The organism is Vibrio sp. 10N.222.55.C6 (assembly GCF_041473395.1).
Classification (GTDB): domain Bacteria; phylum Pseudomonadota; class Gammaproteobacteria; order Enterobacterales; family Vibrionaceae; genus Vibrio; species Vibrio crassostreae_C.
This window is the reverse complement of the sequence record NZ_JBFRSD010000862.1, coordinates 1-644: the sequence shown is the minus strand read 5'-3', so window position 1 is coordinate 644 and position 644 is coordinate 1. Positions and strand designations below refer to the sequence as shown.

Annotated in this window: 1 protein-coding gene; it reads left to right on the top strand. The window is 47.0% G+C overall.

Going from position 1 to position 644, the window contains the following annotated elements:
• On the top strand, positions 1-644 hold a 644-nt coding region (locus AB4486_RS26570; protein WP_372119761.1), incomplete at both ends, for a carbohydrate porin.

The window sequence follows — 644 nt, the reverse complement described above, 5'->3', positions numbered from 1 at the left end:
ACCTAGATTTCGGCGGCGCGAAGCTGGATATGGGCTTTGTAGGCCAAGTGAAAGGCGGCCTCGTCAATGACAATGGCCGATACGCCGTGACAGCGAAGCTACACAGTATTGACGCAGGTATTGGTAATCTGGATTTTTACGCGAACTACGGTTTTGCATCGAGCGAAGCGGATACGTCTACGACGACTGAGTACGTATACGATCCAGTGACAGATTCAATGCAGCCTGTCGTGACTCAAGGACAAAAAGTCAGTGATGAAACGGCCTACCTAGTAGGTGCAACATTAGGCTTGGGTGAGTCTAACAAGTTGGTTGTTAAGTACGGTGACGGTGCCGATTCATCGGTATATGACCTTAAAGGTGATTACCAGACTTTTTATGCAAGTGTTGAGGGTAGCTACGCTGCATCTGAACAGTTCATCATTGATTACTTAGTGTCTTACAAAGACAACTCTGGCTCAGACTTAGATCGTGAGAATACTGAATACGCGGGTATCGTTCGTCCACAGTACCAATGGGATGATGTTCACTCTACATGGTTAGAAGCTGGCTACGGCATGGTTGATTACGATGATGACGGTGAAGAGAACGCGTGGAAAGTCACTTTGTGTCAAAACGTATCTTTAGGTGGCTTACCTTGGAGC